Here is a 22,098-nt window from a genome sequence, read left to right on the forward strand (position 1 = left end):
TAATTTTGACACTATAAAATAAACACATGAAAAAAATATTTGGATGGATAATCGTTGTTGCATTGGTACTCGGTGCTGATGCACATGGAATAGCACAGACAACGCAAAAATTAATTTTAAAAGATAAAAATATGAAACAGCATTTAACTCACTATCGGAATATCCAACTGAATGGATTGAATATATTCTATCGGGAAGCAGGAGATATAGACAAACCAATTTTGTTCTTGCTTCATGGGTATCCTACTTCGTCCCATATGTTTAGAAATCTGATTCCCCTGCTGAGTAGCAATTATCATGTTATAGCCCCTGATCTACCAGGATTCGGATTTTCTGATGCGCCGGATCATCGTAAGTTTAGTTACACCTTTGATCATTTAACGGAAATTATGCAGGCGTTTATAGATAAGCTTAAAATTGAATGTTTTGCTATCTATGTATTTGACTATGGGGCTCCAGTAGGTTTGAGGTTGGCAATGAATAATCCTGATAAAATAACAGGCATCATCTCACAAAATGGAAATGCTTATGAGGAAGGTCTGAGTAAAGAATGGGATCCAATACAACGTTATTGGCGAGATAGTACGCAAGCCAATCGAAAGGCTCTCCAAGGTTTCGTTGCCAAAGAAGCTACTTGGTTTCAATATTATCATGGTGTAGCTGATAAATCTCTGATCGCACCTGAATCTTATACCCTCGACCAACATTTTTTAGATAGGCCCGGAAATATTGAAATACAATTGGATCTTGTTAAAGATTATAAAACTAATGTCGCATTATATCCCAAATTTCATGCATATTTCAAAAAGTATCAGCCGAAAACATTGCTCGTGTGGGGGAAAAACGATCCTTATTTCCTACCTCAGGGCGCAGAGGCTTATCGACGGGATTTACCTCATGCCAAGCTGAAATTCTATGACACGGGACATTTTGCATTAGAAACACATGTTCATGAAATTGGAGTGGAAATTCTAGCGTTTATGAAAACTTTAGCGAAATAATAACAGATAACATCTTGCAAACAACATAGTATAATATAACAATGAAAGCAGCATTATTAGAACAGTTCGGATCAATAGAAAATTTTAAAATAACCGAAGTATCTCGTCCGAAACCTCAATTTAGGGAAGTTTTGGTTGAGGTTTATGCTTCGTCCGTCAATACGCTAGACTATCAAGTACGTCGTGGCGATTATAAAAATGAATTAGCACTTCCGGTTATAACGGGACACGACATCTCGGGTGTAATCGTAGAAATTGGTCCGGGAGTTCAAAATTTTAAAATTGGGGATGAGGTTTATTATTCTCCTGAGATTTTCAATGGGCAAGGTAGTTATGCACAATATCATTGTGCAGAAGAGTCTATAGTGGGGTTAAAACCTGTAAATATTACTCATTTAGAGGCGGCTACACTGCCTCTGGCTGCAGGCACGGCGTGGGAAATGTTGGTCAGTAGGGCGCAACTTAAGATTAATCAGACCATTTTAATCCACGGTGGTGCCGGTGGTGTCGGAATACCAGCTATCCAAATTGCTAAGGAAATGGGGGCGAGGGTAATGACGACAGCAAGGAAAATTCATCATACGTTTCTTCTTGAACTAGGTGCTGATTATGTAATAGATTACGAGAATGAGGACTATATAGAGGTCATTAATCAATTGACTGCATATAAAGGGGTGGATGTCATTATCGACACTATTGGTGGAAACACACTTTCTGATAGTGGAAAGATCCTAAGTCAATTTGGACAGGTGGTTACCTTAGTAGATATTGAGAAACCTCAAAACCTGATTGAAGCCTGGGGAAAGAATGCAACCTATCATTTTGTTTTCACAAGGCAGAATAGAAATAAGCTGGATGAACTGACTAAATTGGTAGAACGTGGAAAGTTAAAACCAATATTGACTAAAGTCTTTCCTTTAGCTGAAATAGGCAAAGCCCATGATCTGCTTGAAACAAAAGCTACTGAGAAGGACTTTTACGGTAAAATAGGAATCGCTATCAAACAAGAGCATGATTAAGCTATCTCTGCAACGGATTGTAAGACCATGGTTTCATGGAGTGAAAAACTTAATTTCGCAGGTTTCGGTGATTGGGATGATTACGGTAAATTACATCCTTTGCTAAGGAAAAATTGAAATTTCACCTTCCTATTTCCTTTATTCACCGAGTTTTCAGCCGTGTTAGTCTAAACTCCATAGGTTAGGAAGGTATTGTGCTGTAGTTTTGAATCAATAAATAAGACGAAAACTACTAACACAATAAAAATGAAAAATATGAAAACGCTTATAAAAACAGTCGCAGCAGTAGCCTTAATTGCAGTATCAACTTTCGTTATGGCAGCTGATAAAGCAGCATCGATATCAGAGAAAGCAATCGTTAATCATTTTACGGCAGACCTTGCACTCGAACATTACGTTGCGGTTATTACAGAAGGAGAATCGGTAGGAGTGGATCAATTGTTTACTGGGGATTTCAATCAAAAGATCCAGTCAACAGAGTCCAAAGCTATTGGTCGCGATCAACTGATTAAATTTTTAAAAAACCAGAAAGGTGAAAAGCTAAACTGTCGGGTTACTACACAGATTATTGATGAGTCAGCAGACTATATGATCGCTAAGGTAACAATGAAATTTGAGCATTTCACTAAGACTGATCTTGTTACACTTGTCCGTGAGGGAGATAGCTGGAAAGTATCAAAATCGATCAATTCTTATAAATAAGAGCTTTTTCACCTAAATATATAAATAGAAGCCACATTGCAAAATGTGGCTTTTTATATGAATAGCATTTGATAGTCGAGCCTGTTCGATCTAATAAACTAGTTGTCGTCAATAAATATATTTTTAAGATTAAGTTTTTTGCATAATTTTATAAACTTACTAGAAGCCAATTTTGAAGTTACTGTGGTCATACGAAGAACGAACTGTATATGAAGGAGGTTATGTAAAATATGGCAAAGTAAAATTGATCTAAAAACAGCATTTTTTAAATGAAACAAGTTATAAAAATCACGCTAATCGGATTATTCTTCGCATTTTCTTTGATCTCTTGTGGGGAGAAACTAAGTGGAAAGGATGAATCGTCTTTTGACAGTTCCCGTAAAAAAGTGGAAGCCAAGCTTAATAACAAAGAAAAAGAGAAATTGGAAAAAGCATTGCGGGTAACATTGTCAGAAGCCATGTGGCTCAAGATGAATGACGCTGAGAAATATACAGGAGAATCAATAAATCATATATCGATGGGGCTGGTCGATGGGAAATCTTATGGCGCCATGTTAGATCTGGCTGATGATATTCTTCAAAAACAACAGGAACGAAAGATTACTCATCTTCAAAATGAGATTGATAGTCTGCAAAAATATAAAACTGAATTCGAATTGATTAAAAAAGAACTTGCAGTCTTTGAATTGGAACCTGTTGAACTCGATCTCGAAGATTTCTTTGGTGAACCTGTTCCAAGGATCATTATCAGTATGAAGTATATTGGGAAAAAGCCTCTGAAAGGAAGCCAAGGTTTTTCGTATACGTTGAAAAAACGTTCAACACAAACTATTGTAAGCGATGAACAGGCTGTTTATGGCGAATCTGAAAGTGTGCTCCAGCCGGGTGAGTCGCGGGTTAACACCATTGTCTTCAACCAGAACAAAAAGGACTTCCCTAAGCTTTGGGAATTTGCCAGTTATCCCGTTAAAGGCATCAACTTAGCAAATTACGACTTGGAATTGATGGTTAGCACACAATCGATTAAGTCGGATGGTAAGGAGATTATTCTTCCCAACAGCAGTATGGAGATGATCAATAAAAACCTGAAAAAATTAGAGGAGGAGATCGCAACACTTAAAAAAGAGACAATTAGTCTTGACGATCTGGAATTGACGTAAAACACAAAGTAATACCATAGGGTTGTGAAGTGAAATTTACTGTAGTAATGAAAATAGATTTATTTGCCATTTTAATCCAATAATCGGTATTTGTTTTATGTAACAATTGCTGTAACTTAAGCATCAGACGATATGCAACCTTATTTTTGTAAATAGTATTCGTCATTTAAGCATGAAATTAGACTTTTACACGCCGAATAGCCAAATACTGCGAAAATATATCAAAGGATTTTATTTTATTTCTAAAGATCAAGATAAGGGGCCTATCAAGTATTGGACATTTCCTAATAACTACTGTATTTTAACGGTTAATCAACAGTTCGAAGTAGAAGATAAGGGTGACCTCGTTATTATAAGTTCTTCCGAAGTAAAAAATATTATGACTTGCGTGGTCTCCCGATATACTAGACCGATGCAGATTTACTATAAAGATCTCGTTGATGAACTGACTATTTATTTTCATCCTTTAGGGATAAATCATTTTGTTGAAGATCCCACCAGCCTTTTTATTAAAAACACACAGATTGATATAAATTTTTTAGAAGGATTTAATGATAAGATGAGGATACTCTTTTCCTTGGATAGAATGACTCAAATTACTGAGTTAGAGTCCTACTTATTGTCTAAGCTCAAAGTGGATAAAGATTTTACGATCTTTAGACAGATGCTTGTTGATCTCGAAAATGAACTTACGGTCGATGAATTGGCGGCAAAATATAGATTCTCCCGACAGTATATCAACAGATTATTTTTGCGGAATTTAGGTAAATCACCTTCTGAATACAAAAAAATACATCGTTTTAGACAGGCCCTGAAAATACAGCATAAATACAAACGATTTTCACTTTTGTTAAATACAGGGTTTTACGACCAATCACATTATATTAAGGACTTCAGGGCATTTACAGCATTGAACCCTAATAGTTTTTTTAAAGATGTTGATGTGAATAAAGAAAATGTTTGGCTAATTGTTGCGTAGTTTCCATTTTTACAATTTTACTCTTTTCTAAAACAATAAATTTGATGATTCGATGTGTATCATCAGTTTTCACTTTAAATTTAACCTCGTATTCCTATAACATGAATTGGAAGACACTACATCTTTATCTGTATACATTTTGCCGGTACTTTATGGCAACGATAATCATTTCCTATGCTGCGGCTAAGCTCATGGAAACACAGTTTACCTCGCAGCCCAGCGTTTTTGATAAACCACTTTCAGCGCTATCAGGATTCGAATTGGCCTGGTATTATTTTGGCTATTCCAAATGGTATGGTAATGCGATAGCTGTTGCACAACTTATCAGTGCGCTTTTACTCTTTTTTCGGAAAACCACCAGGATTGGTGTGATACTTTTTCTGACCTTTATCGTCAATATTTTATTGATGGATTTTGCTTTTGATATACAAGGAGCAAAAGGTATGGCAACTCTCCTTACCCTTATGGCTGTTTTCGTTCTTTTGTCGGATTTTAAAGCTTTTTATGCCTTTTTTATTGATACACCACCTTTATTCACCGATGCAGATAGACCTAATTGGATGAATAAAGTCCGTAAAATTAAATTCATTTATATTCCGTTGGCAGCGATTGGGATTGTTACGTTATTAGCGGTTTTGAAAAATAAGTACCTTGCGAAAGATGAACTGTATGGAGCCTGGGAACATTCAGTTACGAAAGAAAGATTATATTTCGAGGCCGCCCAGCATTTTCAATCAAAATTGCCATGCTCGGTAAAAAATGGTACTGACGGATCTTACCGTGTTTCAGCAGATTCGCTGTTGTTTTATCTTCCAAAGGAGAATGAGAGCTTTCATAAAGACAGCTTAATTTATTATTCAGGAAAATATTCCATCAAAGGTAAAGAACTCAAGATTATTCATCATAACAAAGAAGAGATATTTAAGAGGATCCGGTAATATCGTTTCGAGTAAATTTAAATCGGCCGGATCTATCAGTGGTGCCAATTTTATACGGTAGAAGTAAAGGTCCTGATATCAATATCAGGACCTTTTGCTAGGACCAATTTGTAATAATAAATAAGTTTTTGTGTTTCGGCCACTTCTATATGGGACAGTTTATTTCTTGTCCCACCAAACTTTCGATAAGAAAGAATCGCCATTTGTCATTCGTGCCGCGGCTTCCTTGAGGTTCGCAGCGTTCAGCTCAGCTTCTTCACTGGAATAAATCGCCCGACGTGGGATTTGTCCGTTGGTTGAACCCGGATTGGGACCAGGTGTTAATCTCGGATATCCCGTACGCCGCCATTCGGCAAAGGCTTCCATATCTCTGCCAAATAGGTGAATCCATTTTTGTGTCGCTATTTTCTCCATCTTCTGCTCGTCAGTCAGACCGTTTAAACTTAATATTGGTTCGTAGGAAGTTGGAATTGCCGCCATATTGTAGGGCGGAAGTGCCAACGCAGCTTTCACCCCTTCTGTAAAAAATGTTTGGGCATTGGCACTTGTAGCTCCCCAGCCTAATAGAGCTGCTTCGGCTTTGTAGAAACAGATATCCGAATAAGTAAAGGCATAACTCGGAATTGGAGCAAAGGTAAGACTAAACCAAGTTGATTTATTTGCTGTTGAATAATTGGCTCGAATCAATTGTGATAGTTGATTATCGGTCAGTGAGACCCCAATGCCCTGATAGGTTGCCGTACCATTGACATTGACTGGTTCGGCAAGTAGTGGAAGCCTAGGGTCGTTATATTCTTTTAGTTTATCGACCAACGTATTGGCCAAATAACGCAGATCGGCACTTCCTGTTGTCATTTGACGTAGGATAGGGTTTTGGTTTTCAGCTTGAGCATCGTTGTAGGTCGGCACCGCCGCATTGTCACTATTACTGCTGAATAGACCTAGTGTGGAGGTCATGGCTTCGGTAACCGTTTTCTGCGCCAAAGCAGGGTTGGCATAGCGTATGCGCATGCCTAGCTTTAGTTTGAGTGAATTGCCGAATTTTTTCCATTTGTCAATGCTGCCTTTGTAAAAGAAATCTGAAGAGCCGTAAGACAAGTCTCCGCTGGTCAGCCTCGCTATAGCAGCATCGACCTTTTGAATGAGTGCCGAATAGATATCTTCTTGCTTGTCAAATTTGGGTGTGCGGTTAATTTCCTTATTGGATTTTGTAATCTCGGAGTAGGGGATATCCCCAAACAAGTCTGTAAGGCGTTGATATAGATGTGCTTCATAAAGTTCGGCAATAGCTAGTTTACTCCTGCCTTCAGCATTGTCTTCCTGGCCGCTCAATTCCTGTTTAATCTGAACGATATTGCGGAGCAAGGTGTAGTGCTGTGACCAAATAAGATTTTCGGGTCCTTCAAAATATCGAGATACAGGTACTACTGGCCCCCCCGCCCAATGTTGAATCCAAGAGCCGAACTTGTTGTTGGGTAATTCTCCGGACTCCTGAAAAGTACCATCACGTAGAATGCGGGCTATGAGTAAGGAAGGATCCACAGTGGTGACAGATGTTGGTGGTGTATTAATTCGTTCGAAATCTTTGGTACAGGAACCTAGTCCTGCCACAGAAATAAGTCCGACGATAAATGTATTTTTAAATAGTTTCTTTTTCATGATAAAGGGTTTACAGACCTACAGTTAGGTTAATACCGAATGTACGCATCATTGGAAGCGAAGTTGATTCAATACCAATGGAGCTATTGTTTACATTGAAAGCAGAAGCTTCTGGTGAAAATCCATCAGTTTTCCGTTGAAAATAAAAGAGATTCCGTCCATACACGCCCAATTTTAGGGAGTTAACAAGTTTATGTGGCATCATCTTTTTAGGGAAAGAATAGGATAGACTGATTTCTCGCATGGCTATGTAGCTCATATCATTGATCATTTCTTCGGATACCATGACTTCTTTGTCACTTGCAACCATGTTCCAGTAATCTTGTGCGGCGACCTGCTTACTATTTTTTGTTCCAGTGCTTGTCCAGTTTCCTGATCCATCTTTTTGTCCGACCATCCCCTCGGCAATGTAGGTGCCGTCACGTCCTTCCAAGGTCTTTTTAGAAGTCCCGTAAATAATTTGTTCACGGTTCGACTGGGAGAAGATCACCCCGCCCTGACGGATATCGACAAGCGCATAGAGGTTGAAACCTTTATATTTAAAGGTATTGGCAAAACCTCCCAGCCAGTCGGGTTGCGCATTTCCAAGATCGGTTTCTACACGCCCAGCTGTGCGCAGAGGCAGTCCAGTAGTTGGATCGATCAATCTATTTCCCTGCTCATCTTTGATCCAGGCAAACTGTGTCCCAATTAGTTGGCCAAATGGTTTTCCGACTTCCGCCACAACATTTATCCCACGGTCTGTTGCGAGCAAAAAGCTTTCTACACCAGGATAGAGTGATTCAACTTTATTCCTGTTGCGGTTGTAATTGAAGGTGGTATTCCATTCAAATCCCGATTCGCTTTTGATAGGTGTTGCCCCCAATACAAATTCAATACCTCTGTTGCTAATTTCTCCAGCGTTGATCCTGTTTTTTACATAGAGGCTAGAAGGGGCAATGGGTACATCCAGAATCTGATTCTTTGTCTTTGCCTGATAGTAGGTAAAGGAGAACGAAAGTCTGTTTTTTAGGAATCGCAGATCTGCTCCAGCTTCGATCGAAGTGGTCAATTCGTTTTTCAGATTCGGATCAGGTATGATTTCCGTATAAGAGGCCATGGGTATACCGCCGTGGGTGTACTGGTTGAGACTATAGGCTCCTGTTAGCTGATAGGGGTTTCCTGAACTTCCAGCTTGTGCCCAGGAGGCCCTGATTTTTGCAAATGACAGGGCTTCAGACTGCCATTTGAAAGCATCTGATAAGACCAAACTGGAGCTTACAGAAGGATAAAAGAACGAATTGTTTTCCTTTGATAGGGTTGAAGACCAGTCGTTACGGGCAGAGAAATCAACAAACCAATAGTCTTTGTAACTGAACTGTCCTGATAGATAAGCCGAATTAATCTTGGACTCAATCAGGTCAAATATGTAACTATTTGTCGTGGTATTGTTGATTACAAAGAGATTGGGTACAATAAACTGATTGCCTGAATTTCCTGTCATACGCATATATCTGCTTTGGTGACTAGCGCCTAAGTTGGCACTGAGTTTAATGTCGTCGGTCAATTTAAAGTTGGAGCTAGCGAGGACGTCAAAATTGTCTTCCCGGGCTCTGATGACCTCTTCTCGGATATCTCCTTTTCGGTTCAAACTTTGGTAGGTGTTTATTGGACGGTAGCGGAACCGTTGATCGGTGTAGAAGTCCGTCCCCCCTGTCGCAGTGACCTTAAGCCAAGGAGCAAAGTCGTAGCTCAGGCGGAGCAATCCAATGATACGGTCACGACGATCTTCATTGTGGTTTTCATGAATGGTCCAAAAGGGGTTGGCTGTGGAACTATTGGTGGCATAAGTTTTCTCCAATCCTTCCGTCAACCCCGAAAATCCGAGCTGTCTGCTGATCTCCTGTGCTGTCCACTTATACTGTGCCATGATGTCGTTGCCCAAGCTCCGCGGCTGGCTGATGAATAGATACGCTGGATTGTCTGCTGCATCAGCCAATGTAGGCCGGTTCTGTCCCTTTTGGCCGATATAGTTCGCCTTGATGTCGATATGAAATTTATCCGTTATTTTAGCTTGGGTGCGTAGACCGAAATTGTTTCTTTTCAGTGTATTGGTTGGAATATACCCTTTTACATCTGTATTGGCGAATGAAAAACGGTAATTTACTTTGTCTGTTCCGCCATCGATACTAAGGTTGTTGACAAACTGTTTCTCTGTTTGAAAAAATGACGAATAGGTGTCAGGCTTTGGTGTTAACTGTAAGATGTTGCCATAAGCGTCTTCATAAGTCTGGCCTTCCATTTTTGCCCCCCAGCTAGCCCGTGTTGTACGGTCACGTCCAGCACTCATTTTAGGCATTCCGCTGTAGCCATTTTTCAGTGCCTCACTCATGGAAACAATAGTGCCGTCATCTTTTCTGAAGTGTGTAAATGTACCATTCAACCCTTGCCCATAGACATTTTGAAAATCAGGTAAGACCAATCCATTACCCAATGAAAAATCTGTACCATAGCTAAAGCGAGTCTTACCAGCTTGACCAGATTTCGTCGTGATCAAGATAACACCGTTACTTCCTCGCTGACCATAGAGGGCTGCAGCGTTGGGGCCTTTTAATACCGACATTGTTTCGATATCCTCAGGGTTGATATTTCCGATTCCGTCACCATAATCTGTTCCCCCAGATTGGTTTGGGGATGAAATGTTTTGGTTGTCTATCGGTACGCCATCGACAACATAGAGGGGTTGGCTATTTCCGATAAGTGAGTTGTTACCACGGATGACGACTTTGGATGAACCTCCAGCACCGGATGCAGCACGACTCACTTGTACACCAGCAACTTTTCCTGACAGGGCATTAGCCACATTGGTTTCCTTACCCTGTGTCAGCTCGTCGCCTTTGAGTTCAGCAACCGTATATCCGAGCGCTTTTTTTTCGCGTTTGATACCAAGCGCTGTAACGACAACTTCCTGTAGGTTCTGTGCGCTCGATTCCAAACTGATATTAATCGCCAGCTTGTCTCTGTCGGTAATGGTGTAATCCAACAATTCTCTGCTCTTAAAGCCGATAGATGATACACTGATCTGGTAGCCCTGTCCGGCTGGAATCTGATCGAACGAAAAAGTTCCGTCAGGTCTGCTGGTCGTTGTTTTTTTCAATCCACTTGTCGCATTACGTACGGTAACCGTTGCTGAAGGGATGGGCTTTCCGGTTTCATCTTTGATTATTCCGTTAATAGAAGCATTTTGTTGGGCGTCAGCAAGAAGATAGCTTGTTGACACAAGCCCCATGAGGCCTAAACGTAGTGCCCAGTTTACGTCGGCTCTAATGTTGGATCTCAACAGTAGCATAGTCAGGATACTATGCTTGGAAGGTAAATAATTGTGCATAATTTGTGGGTTAATTGAGTGAATTTTATTCGGTTTGTACATGAATGGTTATGCTATGAAGTGCTTGGATATCAGCTAGCATGTTGACGTATGCGGATGCCGTATTTTTATACGTCCCACTATAGTATTTATCTTGTATATCTGAAGGTTCAAAGCTTAGTTTAACCGCATAATTATGACTGATGATATGAAGTACATCTTGCAAAGGGAGGTTTTTAAAGATGAGTTGTCCACTTGTCTTTAGATATGATCCCCTTTTGCTGGATTGAGAAGCATTGATTCGGGTTTCGGCGACGATCTGTTGCTGCTTGCGGTCAATGCTGATTTCTTCATTGGGTTGAAACTGTAGATTTAAGGTCTGTTTATTTTCAGGATTCTTATTGCTTTTGACTTCAATACGACCTTCATATAGTTTTATCTTCGTAATCGCGGTACCCTCTTCGTCGACACTGAAAACGGTGCCAAGTGCCGTTGTTGTCAAACCTGCCGTATGTACGCGAAAAGGCTTCGCCTTATCCTTTGCTACAGTAAATTTGGCTTTTCCCTTTAATTGGATTTCTCGCGAGCTAATCGTTGTGAAATCTGAACTGAATTTTACTTCAGAATTGGGATATAGATCGATCGTGGATCCGTCTGGTACTGCAATTTGTTGAATGGTATTACCTGAATTGATATAATATAAATTACTTGGTTGCTCCTGCGGTGCTGTATGGACTTTCTTGGTGCTGCGATGTACAGTGTTATGTTCAGGTAAATCGATCTGATTTAACCCCAGCAAAGCTCCGATTCCAATGAAGATGATAATGGCCGCATATTTTAACCAGTTAAAACGATCCTTGTTTTTTTGCCTTATTTGTGTGAAGATATGCGCTTTTATTTCCTTTTGGTTTTTAAAATCCGAATCCACCTCATATTCTTGCCATTCCGTCTCCGGCATAAAATCCTCCCAATAAAACTCTTTATTGGCGATGGCATGCTCTACTGCAGCAATTTCTTCCGCATTGGCTTTACCGCTGAGGTATTTGTCGATGAGTGTTTTTGTAATCTTCATGTATAAAGATTACGATCGAAAATGAGGTAGCCCCCAAAGAAATCAAAAAATAATTTGCACCAGCATACTGAACAATAAAGCCTTCCGAATGGTTTTTAGTGCTAGCGTCAGTTGGTTTTCTACGGTTTTCGTCGATATGGCCAGCTTTTCAGCAATTTCTTGATGCGAAAGATTGGAAAATCGGCTTAGCATAAAGATCTCTTTGCGTTTCTTTGGTAATTTATCGACAATTTCATGAAGTGTGGATGAAAGTTGTTTGGCATAAAAATCATCATGAGGACTATGCCTTAAGACAACTGCCTGATTGTGATCCAAAAGTTTCTTTCGATTATACTCTGCTTTGACCAAATCGAGCACTACTGTTCGGGTGATACAGAAAATCTGGGATTCTATGCTGGCATCGATATTTTTAGCGCTCATATTTTTCCAGAGTTTGATAAATACACGTTGTACGGTTTCTTCGGCTAAATAAGAAGATTTTGTTTTGTTGAGTGCATATTGGTATACTTTGGAACTCCATAGGTCAAAGTATTCCTCAAATCTTCGGACAATAAACGTATAATTGATTTCCATAGTGTAGGCTTGGAATAAATGAATTTAGCGATAATGCGCTTTCGCTCCAAGTTTTTCAAGGAATATTTTGATCTGATTTTACTGAGCTTGACCCGTTTTCTGGATAATTTTGGCGCTGTGATTGTATACTCTTAATGTGATGGTGGCTCCTCGATTGGATGAATTTTGGAAGGTTACACTGCCGTTTTGGGCAATTTTTAAGGTATATATATTGTTTTTTTCCATATTGATATTTTGGGTATCATTGTGAATTTGCAAAGTGGTATTTGATTTTTCTACGGCATCCAGAGAAAATAAACTGGCATCTTCACTTGCGATAGTCAAAGAAGTATGTGCTGGGATCGATGTATTGATGTACAATGAATCTTTTTCTTTTTTTCCTATACCTTGAATTGTACAGGACTGTAAAGTGATAAAAAATAATAAAACGGAAAATAATTTCATACTTATAGGTGTTTTGGAATATAGAGCCTTCATATCCTGTATTGGACATCTTTTAGCATTGCTCCAGTTTGGATAATTGCAGTAAAAAGATAGGAATGTAGCAGGTCGCTATAAAAATAAGAAAAATCATACGAAATAGCTACCCTGGAAGTAATATGCTTAATTTCTGTATAAATACAGGTTTGAAGTATTTATACCCCTTCTTGGTTGTTTGATACGGGTGTTTCTAAAGTCGTATTTGGACTGGCATAAAGTTTGAAATTCACCCAGCTGTAATAAAACAGAATATTCACATTAACACATCGACGTATGAAAAAATTAATTCAAACACTGGGACTAGGTATGCTTATTTTAACAGTATTAGTAGGCTTTACATCATGTAGCAAAGATGATGATCCGGCTGATAACGATCTTTTTTTAGGAAAATATGAAGGTACTATCGCATATGATGATATGAACAACAATGACAATGATGTTGCTGCTGGAGAAGGAACGGTTACCGTAACAAAGGTGGGCGATACCTATAATTTTGCTTTTGGAAATGGCATTCCAAATCTCAACGGAGTAGATTTTGAAAAAAAGGATAACGTCTTGGTCAACATTGGTTCAGCAGGTACGGGAGTTATCCGTATTGATGCCGGTAAATTGACTATTGGTTATACAAAAGACGGCAAAGCGTGGACAGCGAATTGTAACCGGAAATAATACGACGAATAGTAGAAAGTGCTTGTTTACCAGGTGAATGTTGTGAAATTAACATTTTATAACATTATTTTTTAAACGATTTGCAGAGCAATACTGTTCTATTAACAAACAATAAAAGGAAAATAATTATGAGCGAATTAACATGGAAAGGCCGTTGGAATGAAATCAAAGGTAAGGTAAAACAACAATATGCTGATCTTACTGATGATGATCTATTGTATGCCGAGGGCAAAGAAGACGAATTGGTAGGTAAGCTTCAAAAGAAGACTGGTAAAACACAAGATGAGGTAAATAAGTGGTTAAATGATTTGTAGATTTAATATTGTGTGATAAAAAAGCGGATAACAGCATTTGTTATCCGCTTTTTTTATATAAAAGACTTATACAGCTATTTCCGTCTTTTCGGAAAGCTTTCTTGCTCGTTGGATTAAAGTTCATAAGCTATTTGGATTAAAGTTCATAAGCTATAATGAGCAATGTAACATTTTTAGGGATACTCTCTATTTGATTTAGTCGTCACTTTAATTTATATTTGAGTAATCAATTTATGAACCGATAAAATTTTTAATTCTTTAAAATGTGCTTAATGCCTGTTTAATATAAGTTGAATATTTTTGCGACTGACTAGGAAAAACCATGAGTGATACTAAAGAAATATTTTTACTGAATGTACGGCTCAAAGAAGGGGATCATAACGCTTTTATGGAAGTTTATGAAAAGTACAATAAAGGAATATATCACTTTATAAATAAGTTCATTCAAGATACTGATACAATTGATGATATTATCCACGATGCATTTCTCAACCTTTGGAAATATAGATCTAATATCAAAAATAACCTATCGCTACAAGCTTACCTTTACCGCATTTCGAGGAATATTATATTCAAACATCTGAAAGAAAAAATGAGGTCTGCCGAGGCAATTCTGGAAACCTCAAGTAATATTCAGTCTTTTGATAATTCGCCATCTGCTGATTATTCACTTGAAAGTAGTGAGTATGATAAAATTTATGAGTTGGCCATTGGTCAATTGCCGCCGCAGCGCAAGCGTATTTTTATGATGTCTAGAGAAGAGGGGTTGAGCTATAAGGAAATTGCCGATCATTTAAAAATTTCACCCAACACAGTGAAAGAGCATATGTCCTTGGCAATGAAAACTATTCGTGAATATATTGCCAAGGATCATGGTATTATCTATGCACTTCTTTTTCTTTATACATTAGGTCGGTGATCTCCAATGACCTGTTTTCTGGGTGCTTTGATCAACTATATTTTAATTGGCTGGAACGATTTATATGGAATCTTGTACTTTGATCCAACTTAAAAAAAATAATAGGAGCGGAGATTAGTTGATTTTAAATGTAGCAAGAACAGGAAAATGGTCAGATTCTTTATTTGCCCAGGTATACACAGCATATGCTTTTGGACTAATCGCATCAATAGGGGCATATAGCAGGTAGTCTATTGTTCGATTTGCACCCGTCGTTGGAAAGGTAAATTGATCGCAGTTTCCATTTAGACAGCCCACAGAAAAGTATTTACGTAAAACATTCATCGGGTTGGAGGTGGGGAGGCAATTAAAGTCGGCTCCTACGATAACGGGTTTGTCAAAAGACTTTGCCAATGCAACAAAGTCATTTGCTTGCTTAATCCGGTTTCTTTCGTCACTTAAGTGGTCAAAATGCGTGCTGATAAAATAAAAAGCTTTGTTATCTTTTTCTATTAAAATGCGGGCCACCGACCTGCGCTCTCCGCCTAATGTGGGATCTACTTCCAGATTATAGGCAACTCGCTCCTTAATGGGGAGCTTGCTTAGTATTGCATCCCCATATTCACCGTTTTGTACATTTATGGCTTTAGCAAAGAAATAATTCATTCCTGTTAATAAGGCTAGTTCTTTTGCAATATCGCCATTGTTTTTGTTTCGATCGGTAAATTTATCCACCTCCTGCAATGCCAGTAGGTCAGGGTCAGCACGCTTGATAACATCTGCAATTACTTTAAGATCGGGTATCCCTCCGGTACGGGCTCCAAAAATGTTATAGGTCATTATTTTTACCGTTGTTTCTTTTTTTTCTGGCTCAGGTGTTGGTAGGGATGGACTTTTGCTACAGGCAAAATGAAGTATTGCCAAGCAGGCTACGATGAAGTGTCTCATTGGAAATTTTTATTTTATGAAAGCTGCCCCAATAAATTTTGGAGCAGCTTTTCGTGGTTAATTAAAAGGCTTCAAGTTCAGCAATAGCTGTGGTGTCACCATTTCCGGCACTATTGAGTACAGTAACTTTAAAATATTTGGCATTTGCACTCTTCTCAAAGTACATGGTCGCTGCGGTTTCTTCTGAAGATGCTCCGATAATAAAAATCCCGGCACTCTTCCAGCTTTGACCGTCTATACTTGTTTCGATTTGCACAGTCTTAGGAAATAGATAGGCATTGCTGGTTCCAGTTCTTCCATATAACTTTAGGCCATGAAGGGTATGTTCGTGAGCCATGTCAACTGTTACGTGGTGCGGATGTGTTGGACGCCAGCCGTTTACTTTTCTATAGGTAGAGAGCCAGCATGTTGTTTTATCACCGTCGATACAGAAAGGTGCTCTTCCACCAATGGCATCATAATCATCGTCAGAGAAGTCAATTATTTTCCATCCTGTCAATGGGATCGGAGGAAATGGATTGCTCTCGTATACACCGTTAACAATATAATAGGTGGTCTGTAACCCCTTTGTAATTGGAAGTTCTGGTGACACGTTTTTTATGCTTACAGGGATAATGTACGATTTTGTGCCCCCTAGATTTATCGCATTGACCCGGAGTTTGGCTGAATTGCTACCGCCAAAGTTTCGGTTAATTTCCACTGTGGGGCTTTCAAGGGCATAACTTCCCGCAGGTGGTAACTCATAGTTACTGTTATTTTGAATGTTGTATTCAGCGACTTTACTTGCGTCAATTGCTAGCTCAATGCTGATTTTCTGTGCAAGTTTGTCTAATCCGCCATATCCTGCACCGATAGTGGTTTCAACCCATTCATCCTTTATGTTGTAGGATTGGAGGATAGCGCCATTAGCTGCAGATTGTAGATAGACACTTCCATATTGCTTTGAATTTTCGATATTCAGTTCAGGTTCCTTGCAAGCCTGAAATAAGGCTATGATCGATAAGCATAGAAGGACGCCGGAGTACTTCCAGCGATTTGTATGTTGGTTTTTATTGAATTTTTTCATGGTGACTAAACGGATTAATTTACCAGCCTGGATTCTGAACTAAGTTAATGTTACGTTGGATTTCTGTCTGCGGTATTGGAAATAAATAGAAGCTCTTGCGGAAAACTCGTGTTTCGAATTTAGTTCGCTTAAAAAACGCCATATCGGTATTGGAAGTTCCTGCCTCGACGTTCATTCCGTAAAAAGCTCCCCCATCTGTTTGCTCTGCAATTTTCCATCGACGGGTATCGAAATAACGCAAATGCTCCATCGTAAGCTCTATCCGTCTTTCCGTTCTGATCTGTTGCCTCATTTCAGCTTGGTTGAGCCCTGTGCCTAGCGCCGGAATTCCACCTCTTAAACGAATTTGGTTTAAATATTTTAATATATCTGCATGTCCTGGGGTATATTCATTCAGCGCTTCGACATAGTTAAGTAGGATTTCAGCATAGCGCATCATCACCAGTGAACGAGCTACATTGTTTTGGGTAGGGTGGTATGTTGGGGATATATTTTTTCGGAACAAATAGCCGGTTTCCGAATAATCGTGTGAGCCACCTTTTCCAGATTCACCTGAGTAGTATAGTTGTATTTCCCGTACACCTAGACTAGAAGTCGTATTTATCCAATCGCTGCCACTATAGGTGATGGCGGCATAGAAGCGTGGTTCCCGATTGATATACATATTGAAAGTTGACTTTGACCGTGTGGCGCCTGGAGCCGTAAACGTACTGAAGCCTGATTCTGTATAACCGCTCGCTGTATTTATTTTGGGGCTTCCATCACTAGCATAACCAGTGATCGGAGATTCTCCATTGGCCATTCTGTAAGTGTCGATCAGTTGTTGCGTAGGCCCCATAGAGGCGTATCCACTAGCCAACCGTGGTGTACAGGATCTTTGGTAACTACCGAGATTGTTCGAATTGCGAGCGAGTATCCATTCGATATTCCATGAATCAAGGAACACATCTCTGTAGGAGAGAAAACCGTCTATTGAACCATCACTTTTTGTTTTCTTGTATAGGCCGAGCTTACCTGAGGATTCAGCGTAGTCTATAATTGTCTTCGCCGCATCCGCTGCTTTTTTCCATTTGTTATTATCAGATGTAGGGTTAAATAGTGCCTTCCCATCATTGTTTAACACGCCGTTAAAATCCGGATTGCCATTAAAAAGGGGGCTGGCAGCATAAAGGAGTAGCTTGCTCTTGATTGCCCGGCAAAGTACTTTGCTTGCGCGGCCCATATCATTTTCAAGTACATTGTCTCCGGAATAGTAATGTTCTATATCAAGATCAGTTTCAGCCTGATTTAATTCAGATACGATGTAGTCTACACATTCGTCGTATGAACTCCTTGGTATTTGCATTGCCGGATCGGTAAGAGGTAGATCTGGATCTATCTCCTGATCGCCAAGTAAAATGACAGGTCCGTATTGCTTGAGCAATTCAGCGTAGAAAAATGCACGTAAAAAACGTGCTTCTGCTTTTCTTCTCTTGATGAAATTCTGCCCTTCGCGGTCCTCTAATATTTGTTTATTACCCTCTATGTTATTGATAAAAGTAGTGGCTGTTCGAATTCCTTTGTAGTAATGTTCCCAAAAATTCCAATAATTTGAGGAGGCATTCCAGTTCCCCAGGTTTACGCGAAAAGGATTGTTTCGTTGCGACACATCGTTATCGTCAGACAACACATCCCAAGGGGTGTCATTGGTCCGATGGGCTTCATCGCGGATATAACTATAGGTGTTTGCCAGCCATTTTTCTGAAAGATCCCTTCTGTTAAAAACCTCCTCGAGCGAAAGACGGTCGTCGGGAACCTGATCTAGGTAATCTTTACTGCACGATATATGGAATGTAAACAGAGCAGTTATTAGTGTGCTATATATAATATTTTTAAATACTGTTTTCATTTTGCTTGAATTAGAAGTTGATATTTAAGCCCAGTGAATAGGTTTTGATATTGGGGTATTTAGACCCTTTTCCATCGCCGAGTTCCACATCCCAGAATTTGAAAGGACTCCAGGTAAACAGATTGTAGCCTGAAAAGAAAATGCTGGCCGCGTCAAGTTTTGCGTGTTTGACAACATGTTTGGGTAGCTGATAGCTTAATTGTACATCTTTTAAACGTACATATCGACCATTTTTTAGCCACCAGGTACTTGGTACAAAATTGCTGTTGGGACTTCCGTCTGACAGTCTTGGATAAAATGCATCCTGTCGGGGATTATCAATGGTCCAGCGATCTTCGATGTTATTTAATAAATTTCCGCGGCTCATGGATACCGAGAATGGATTGAGTCCTTCTCCGGTCATCATGACATCAACATTTCCTACACCTTGAAATAAAGTTGATAGGGACCAATTTTTATAAGTGAAAGAAAAACCAAGTCCATAAACAAGCTCCGGAATTGTTCCGTAGCCAATAGGTACCTTGTCAAAATCATCGATTTTCCCATCGCCGTTGACATCTTGGAATTTGATGTCCCCCGGCTTTACCAGTCCGGGGTGCAATGGGCCATTATTGATATCATCTTCAGAATCGAATAATCCGAGTGCAATATAACCTTTTCTTAATCCGAGTTTTCTGCCCCGATCGTCTTGCCAGGGATAAAGAGGGTTAGGTTGATCATTTTCAATGACCTTATTTCTATTGTAGGTAATATTGCCGAGCAACTGAAAACTAAAATCATCGAACTTTTTATTCCATGTCAACGATCCATCGATTCCTTTATTGTCGATTATTCCCAAATTTCCTGAAGGTGCAGATTGAAGTCCGACATAACTAGGTACATTGCCGCGTCTAAGAAATATGCCGCTTCGACGTTCTCTGAAAAAATCGAGTTGGAGGTTCACCGCGTTGTTTTTGGTTTGGAGATCTAGGCCTAAGTTGCTTTTGATGGAAGTCTCCCAAGTTACGTTGACACCGTACTCGCCGATATTTACACCTTTGTCAAATTTTGTCTGGCTATTTTTTCCAAAATTATATCCTCCAGCGTCATCTTTAATGGTAGAGATATAGGCAAACCGGAGCTCATCATTGGAGATTAAAATTTTACTGTTACCTACTTTACCATGTGAGAACCTTATTTTGGCAAGTGAAATTTTGTCTTTCAATCCCGAGAAAAACTGCTCTTCGCTCAGTACCCATGCAAGTCCAAATGAGGGGAAGAATCCAAATCGATTAGTGGGCGCAAAGTTTTCCGAACCGTTATATCCAAAATTGGCTTCCATAAAATAGCGGCTGTCATAACTATAAGTTGCACGTCCCGATACACCCAAAAACCGATAGGGAAGTGAGGTGATCAGTGTACTCGCCTGTGAATTTAACCTATCACTTTTGTTGTAGAGCACCATTCCGGAGGTTGAATGTTTGCCGAAATCGCGTTTATAGTTTAGTGCACCCTCTAGGTATATTGTTCTTTCCCCTTCACTGTTTCTCGAGAAACTTAGAAAGCGTTCGCCAACATAGGTCTGATCATATTGCATCACACCATTTTCGTCCCTGCCTGTTGCTAAAAAAGAGTCTGGACGTTTGGTTCTGCGCATACTTGTATAATTGTAGACGTCAAATGAGAACATCGCTGTCGCAGATAAACCTTTGGTTATAAAAGGGAGCTCTTGGGTAGCACGCAAATTGGAAAATAGCTGATTGCGCCACTGGTTTGCATATCCTGTTTGGGTGAGGTGAGCATAAGGATTCATTAATGAACCTGCACGTTGGTCAGGCACGGTCCCATTTTCAAACATGATCGGGTGAATCACTGGTGTCATTAACCAGGCATTTTCAAATATTGTCCCCTGGCTTGATGCGGGATAGTTTGCATTGGCAAGATAGCCTTGTACTCCCAACTCAATTTTGGTCAGTGTGGAAGGTCGTACGGTTAAGTTGGACGTAAGATTATACCTTTTATAACCTACTTGTTGGTTATAATTAACAGACTTATCTTGTTTATAGAGCCCTACTTCGTCGAAATAACTGACACCTACATAATAATTGGACATATCAGAGCCCCCGTTTATATTCATATTTCCCCGGCGCTGATGACCAAATTTATTAAATAACGCCCCCATCCAGTCTACGTTTGGGTATAAATAGGGGTCCTCACCACTGGCTGTTTTTTGAATTTTTTCATCGCTGTAAATCGGTGCTGCACCACGGTTTGTCAAGGCTTCGTTCGACATTTTCATATAAGTGATACCATCTGCAAATTCAGGCAGTTTGGTCATCTGCGTGAGGCCTTCATAATAACGGACATTGAACTTGGGTTTTCCGGGTGTTCCTGATTTTGTTTTTATGATCACAACACCATTTGCGCCACGAACACCATATACAGCTGTTGCGGCAGCATCTTTGAGTACAGTGAAGCTTTCAATATCTTCGGGATCGACATTAGACATTTTTCGGGGTGTACCATCGACGAGCACAAGTGGTTCACTCAATCCTTGGCTGAAGGTCGAGATCCCCCGAATCCAGATGCTGGAATCATCAAACCCCGGTTCCCCGGTTCTTTGCACGGAAACAACACCGGCAATTCTCCCTGCCAACGCATTCGTAAGGTTTGCAACAGGAACCTGAAGATCCTTTGCTGTCACAGTAGACTGAGCACCGACGACAGATATTTTTTTCTGTGTTCCAAATCCTACCACAACAACTTCGTCAAGTCCGGCTTCTGTCGGTTCAAGGCTCACCTGTAGGGGAGCTTGACCGTCAGCTGTAATCTCAATTTTTTTGTAACCTATACTTTGGAAGACCAGCACACTGCCGGGGAGTGCTGCCAGAATAAATTTACCATGAATATCCGTCGTAGTACCCACGTTGGGTTTGTCCTTCAGCGTGATGGAAACACCTGCTAGTGTCTCACCTTTGGTGTTTGTTACTGTTCCGGTAATATCTTTCTGAACATGACTGACTGTTGAAACTGGATTTGCTGCTTTCAGAATTCGTACAAAGTCATGTCTTACTTCATAGGTCAGGTGATAAGGTTCGAGCATTTCCTTTAAAACCTCCTTTGCGAGTTTCGCTCCCCTATAATTTATTTTGACTTTTAAGAAGCTATCCTGGTTGTTATAGGCTAAAGGAATATGGTATTTGGTCTGAAGTTGCTCAAGCGCTTCCTGAAGACTGATGTTTTTGAAATTTACTGAAACAGCATTATTCAATTCTTTTTGACCGTAGCTCTTTGTGCTTGCACAAACGATAGCTGATGTCATTAAAAATCCTGATAATACAGTAGAGATACGCATAAACTGTTTAAGATTATGATTTTGACAACAATGTCTTTTTTTTTGCATCTTT

Annotated in this window: 18 protein-coding genes; 9 read left to right on the forward strand and 9 right to left on the reverse strand. The window is 39.8% G+C overall.

Annotation, left to right across the window (positions count from 1 at the left end):
• Positions 1-26: 26 nt before the first annotated feature.
• The 6 genes from AB1Z56_RS26775 (at position 27) to AB1Z56_RS26800 (ending at position 5,799) form a co-directional block, all read left to right on the forward strand.
• Positions 27-1,001: an alpha/beta fold hydrolase gene (locus tag AB1Z56_RS26775; protein ID WP_426790600.1), complete on the forward strand. Its 975-nt coding sequence runs from the start codon at positions 27-29 to the stop codon at positions 999-1,001.
• Positions 1,002-1,042: 41 nt separating this feature from the next.
• Positions 1,043-2,020, forward strand: a complete 978-nt coding sequence (locus AB1Z56_RS26780; protein ID WP_426790601.1) for a zinc-dependent alcohol dehydrogenase family protein — start codon at positions 1,043-1,045, stop codon at positions 2,018-2,020.
• Between the two features lie 255 nt (positions 2,021-2,275).
• Positions 2,276-2,722, forward strand: coding sequence for a nuclear transport factor 2 family protein (locus AB1Z56_RS26785; RefSeq protein WP_309366784.1), 447 nt, complete (start codon positions 2,276-2,278; stop codon positions 2,720-2,722).
• A gap of 269 nt (positions 2,723-2,991) precedes the next feature.
• Positions 2,992-3,882 (forward strand): hypothetical protein, encoded by an 891-nt coding sequence (locus AB1Z56_RS26790; protein ID WP_426790602.1) that lies wholly within the window; start codon positions 2,992-2,994, stop codon positions 3,880-3,882.
• A 172-nt stretch (positions 3,883-4,054) separates the two neighbouring features.
• Positions 4,055-4,861, forward strand: a complete 807-nt coding sequence (locus tag AB1Z56_RS26795; protein WP_309366788.1) for a helix-turn-helix domain-containing protein — start codon at positions 4,055-4,057, stop codon at positions 4,859-4,861.
• Between the two features lie 152 nt (positions 4,862-5,013).
• Complete coding sequence (locus AB1Z56_RS26800) at positions 5,014-5,799, forward strand: hypothetical protein (RefSeq protein WP_426790603.1); 786 nt, start codon at positions 5,014-5,016, stop codon at positions 5,797-5,799.
• A 159-nt stretch (positions 5,800-5,958) separates the two neighbouring features.
• Here the strand turns inward: AB1Z56_RS26800 and AB1Z56_RS26805 are convergent, their stop codons facing one another.
• The 5 genes from AB1Z56_RS26805 to AB1Z56_RS26825 all read right to left on the reverse strand — a co-directional run bounded on the left by AB1Z56_RS26805 (position 5,959) and on the right by AB1Z56_RS26825 (position 12,893).
• Positions 5,959-7,458 carry a SusD/RagB family nutrient-binding outer membrane lipoprotein gene (locus tag AB1Z56_RS26805; RefSeq protein ID WP_426790604.1) on the reverse strand — a complete coding sequence of 500 codons (1,500 nt, stop codon included), beginning with the start codon at positions 7,456-7,458 and terminating at the stop codon, positions 5,959-5,961.
• Between the two features lie 10 nt (positions 7,459-7,468).
• Entirely contained in the window at positions 7,469-10,825 is a 3,357-nt protein-coding gene (locus tag AB1Z56_RS26810) for a SusC/RagA family TonB-linked outer membrane protein (protein WP_426790605.1), read from the reverse strand.
• Between the two features lie 25 nt (positions 10,826-10,850).
• Positions 10,851-11,876, reverse strand: a complete 1,026-nt coding sequence (locus tag AB1Z56_RS26815) for a FecR family protein (RefSeq protein WP_309366792.1) — start codon at positions 11,874-11,876, stop codon at positions 10,851-10,853.
• Between the two features lie 42 nt (positions 11,877-11,918).
• Complete coding sequence (locus tag AB1Z56_RS26820; RefSeq protein ID WP_309366793.1) at positions 11,919-12,449, reverse strand: sigma-70 family RNA polymerase sigma factor; 531 nt, start codon at positions 12,447-12,449, stop codon at positions 11,919-11,921.
• Between the two features lie 78 nt (positions 12,450-12,527).
• The gene (locus tag AB1Z56_RS26825; protein WP_426790606.1) at positions 12,528-12,893 is read right to left on the reverse strand and encodes a hypothetical protein; all 366 of its coding nucleotides are present in this window, start codon (positions 12,891-12,893) and stop codon (positions 12,528-12,530) included.
• Positions 12,894-13,202: 309 nt separating this feature from the next.
• Here AB1Z56_RS26825 and AB1Z56_RS26830 point away from each other — a divergent pair, with 309 nt between their 5' ends.
• The 3 genes from AB1Z56_RS26830 (at position 13,203) to AB1Z56_RS26840 (ending at position 14,831) form a co-directional block, all read left to right on the forward strand.
• A complete protein-coding gene (locus AB1Z56_RS26830) occupies positions 13,203-13,598 on the forward strand; it encodes a hypothetical protein (protein WP_309366795.1) in 396 nt (131 codons plus the stop codon).
• 128 nt (positions 13,599-13,726) lie between these two features.
• A complete protein-coding gene (locus tag AB1Z56_RS26835; RefSeq protein ID WP_046672091.1) occupies positions 13,727-13,912 on the forward strand; it encodes a CsbD family protein in 186 nt (61 codons plus the stop codon).
• A gap of 322 nt (positions 13,913-14,234) precedes the next feature.
• Positions 14,235-14,831, forward strand: coding sequence for an RNA polymerase sigma factor (locus tag AB1Z56_RS26840; protein WP_309366797.1), 597 nt, complete (start codon positions 14,235-14,237; stop codon positions 14,829-14,831).
• Positions 14,832-14,945: 114 nt separating this feature from the next.
• Here AB1Z56_RS26840 and AB1Z56_RS26845 read toward each other — a convergent pair whose 3' ends face one another.
• From AB1Z56_RS26845 to AB1Z56_RS26860, 4 genes are all read right to left on the reverse strand, one after another.
• Positions 14,946-15,758 (reverse strand): endonuclease/exonuclease/phosphatase family protein, encoded by an 813-nt coding sequence (locus tag AB1Z56_RS26845; protein ID WP_309366798.1) that lies wholly within the window; start codon positions 15,756-15,758, stop codon positions 14,946-14,948.
• A gap of 61 nt (positions 15,759-15,819) precedes the next feature.
• A complete protein-coding gene (locus AB1Z56_RS26850; protein ID WP_309366799.1) occupies positions 15,820-16,824 on the reverse strand; it encodes a BT_3987 domain-containing protein in 1,005 nt (334 codons plus the stop codon).
• Between the two features lie 19 nt (positions 16,825-16,843).
• The gene (locus tag AB1Z56_RS26855) at positions 16,844-18,712 is read right to left on the reverse strand and encodes a RagB/SusD family nutrient uptake outer membrane protein (RefSeq protein WP_426790607.1); all 1,869 of its coding nucleotides are present in this window, start codon (positions 18,710-18,712) and stop codon (positions 16,844-16,846) included.
• A 10-nt stretch (positions 18,713-18,722) separates the two neighbouring features.
• Entirely contained in the window at positions 18,723-22,094 is a 3,372-nt protein-coding gene (locus AB1Z56_RS26860; RefSeq protein WP_309366801.1) for a SusC/RagA family TonB-linked outer membrane protein, read from the reverse strand.
• Positions 22,095-22,098 lie beyond the last annotated feature (4 nt).

Source organism: Sphingobacterium sp. WOUb80 (assembly GCF_050058145.1).
Taxonomy (GTDB): Bacteria; Bacteroidota; Bacteroidia; order Sphingobacteriales; family Sphingobacteriaceae; genus Sphingobacterium.